This window comes from Amycolatopsis pittospori (genome assembly GCF_013870525.1).
Classification (GTDB): domain Bacteria; phylum Actinomycetota; class Actinomycetes; order Mycobacteriales; family Pseudonocardiaceae; genus Amycolatopsis; species Amycolatopsis pittospori.
This window is the reverse complement of record NZ_JACBXD010000188.1, coordinates 1-2,387: the sequence shown is the minus strand read 5'-3', so window position 1 is coordinate 2,387 and position 2,387 is coordinate 1. Positions and strand designations below refer to the sequence as shown.

Genomic DNA, 2,387 nt, shown 5'->3' with positions numbered 1-2,387 from the left:
CGGGTCGCGGTCGTGCGGGCGGTGTTGCTCGACGTCGACGACGTCTGGCATCTCGCGGTGACGCTGGAGGATGATCTTGGTTCCGAGCTTTACGCTCAGCATGGCCGGTATCGCTATTTCGGTGTCGATGAGGTCGAGCCGCTGTGACGCGCCGGGTGCTGGTGGCCGGGGTCGGGAACATTTTCCTCGGTGATGACGGGTTCGGTGTCGAGGTCGTCCGGCGCCTGTCCACACAGGACTTCCCAGACGGTGTGCGGGTGGCCGACTACGGCATCCGCGGTCTGCATCTGGCCTACGATCTGGCGGGCGGTGGTTACGGGCTGACGGTCCTGGTCGACGCCACGATGCGCGGTGACCCGCCGGGCACGGTGTATGTCGTCGAGCTGGACCTCCCGGACGGGCCACCCCAGGTCACCGGAGAGGCGCTCGACGCGCATGGCATGCAGCCCGATGTGGTGCTGAACCTGGTCGCGCTGCTCGGTGGTGACCCCGGCCGGGTACTGCTCGTGGGGTGTGAACCGGCGGTGCTGGCACAGCGGATGGGACTCAGCCCCGCCGTCGAGGCCGCGGTCGGCACGGCGGCCGGTGTGGTGGCCGATCTCGTCGAGGAGTACACGGACCCGGAGACGGGCAGGAAGCAGGTGCCGCCATGTGTCTTGGCATTCCCGGAGAAGTGATCGAGATCCTGTCCGACCGGCCGGATCTGGCGCGGGTCGACGTCAGCGGCGTCACCCGGGCGATCAACATCGGGCTGGTCGCCGACACAGGGATCGCACCCGGCGACTGGGTCCTCATCCACGTCGGCTTCGCCCTGTCGAAGATCGACGAGACCGAGGCCAAAGCCGCGATGGACTTCCTCGAAAGCATCGGCAAGGCCTACGACGACGAAATAGCGGCACTACGGGAATCCCACATCCTCTAGACAACAAAGGGCGGCGATATGCGTTTTGTGGACGAGTTCCGCGACGCCGAGAAAGCCAGAGCGCTGGCGTCGAAGATCGCCGGGCTGTGCGAACCCGGCCGCGAGTACAAATTCATGGAAGTCTGCGGCGGACACACCCACACCATCTACAAACACGGCCTCGAGGACTACCTGCCCGAAGCCATCACCCTCGTGCACGGACCCGGCTGCCCGGTCTGCGTGATCCCGATGGGCCGCATCGACGACGCCATCAGCATCGCCCGACAACCCGAGGTCCTCATGACCTCCTTCGGCGACATGATGCGCGTCCCCGGCAGCGACGGGAACTTCTTCGACTCCAACGCCGAAGGCACCACCATCCGCATGGTCTACTCCCCGCTGGACTCCCTCAAGATCGCCCGCCAGAACCCCGACCGCGACGTCGTGTTCATGGCCATCGGGTTCGAGACGACCACACCCTCCACCGCGATGACCATCCTGCGCGCCGCCGCCGACGGCATCGACAACTTCTCCATCTTCTGCAACCACATCACCATCATCCCCGCCATCAAAGCCATCCTCGACTCCCCCGACCTGCGCCTGGACGGTTTCATCGGCCCCGGCCACGTCTCCACCGTGATCGGCTGCCACCCCTACGAGTTCATCGCCGGCCGCTACGGCAAACCGATCGTGGTCGCCGGCTTCGAACCACTCGACATCCTCCAAGCCATCTACCAGCTGATGCTGCAACTCAAGGAAAACCGCTCCGAGGTCGAGAACCAATACTCCCGCGTCGTCCCCTGGGAAGGAAACCCGACCGCGCTACGCGTCATCAACGAAACCATGCAACTACGCCCCTACTTCGAATGGCGCGGGCTCGGGTTCATCTCCCACTCCGCCCTGCGGATCCGTGACGAGTACGCCCGATTCGACGCCGAACTCAAATACCACATCCCCGGCGTCCGGGTCGCCGACCCCAAAGCCTGCCAATGCGGCGAAGTACTCAAAGGCGTACTCAAACCCTGGGAATGCAAAGTCTTCGGCACCGCCTGCACCCCCGAAACCCCCATCGGCACCTGCATGGTCTCACCCGAAGGCGCCTGCGCCGCCTACTACAACTTCGGCCGCTTCACCCGCACCAGAGTCCGCGAAGCGAGCACCCGATGACCACCGAAAACAAGACCACACCCGAACACGAACAACGCGTACTCGACCGCATCGACAAAACCCGCCGCCGCCGAGCCAAAGTCCGCGAAGAACGCATCACCCTCGCACACGGCTCCGGCGGCAAAGCCACCCACACCCTCATCGAAGCGATCTTCCTCGACGCGTTCCGCAACCCCCAGCTCGAACCGCTCGAAGACGCAGCCACCCTGGCCATCGACGGCACCCGGCTGGCACTCACCACCGACTCCTACGTCGTGTCACCACTGTTCTTCCCCGGCGGGAACATCGGCGACCTCGCCATCAACGGCACCATCAACGA

General features: G+C 64.9%; 3 protein-coding genes and 1 pseudogene. All 4 read left to right on the top strand.

What is annotated here, in order from left to right; genetic code table 11:
- Positions 1-143 precede the first annotated feature (143 nt).
- Entirely contained in the window at positions 144-677 is a 534-nt protein-coding gene (locus tag H5J31_RS39545; protein ID WP_181777771.1) for a hydrogenase maturation protease, read from the top strand.
- The gene (locus tag H5J31_RS39540; protein ID WP_181777770.1) at positions 650-922 is read left to right on the top strand and encodes a HypC/HybG/HupF family hydrogenase formation chaperone; all 273 of its coding nucleotides are present in this window, start codon (positions 650-652) and stop codon (positions 920-922) included. Before H5J31_RS39545 ends, H5J31_RS39540 begins: the two co-directional genes overlap by 28 nt.
- 18 nt (positions 923-940) lie before the next feature.
- Positions 941-2,068: a hydrogenase formation protein HypD gene (hypD, locus tag H5J31_RS39535; RefSeq protein WP_181777769.1), complete on the top strand. Its 1,128-nt coding sequence runs from the start codon at positions 941-943 to the stop codon at positions 2,066-2,068.
- A pseudogene (locus H5J31_RS39530) lies at positions 2,065-2,387 on the top strand (hydrogenase expression/formation protein HypE); the annotation flags it as partial. The gene hypD and the pseudogene H5J31_RS39530, both read left to right, overlap by 4 nt.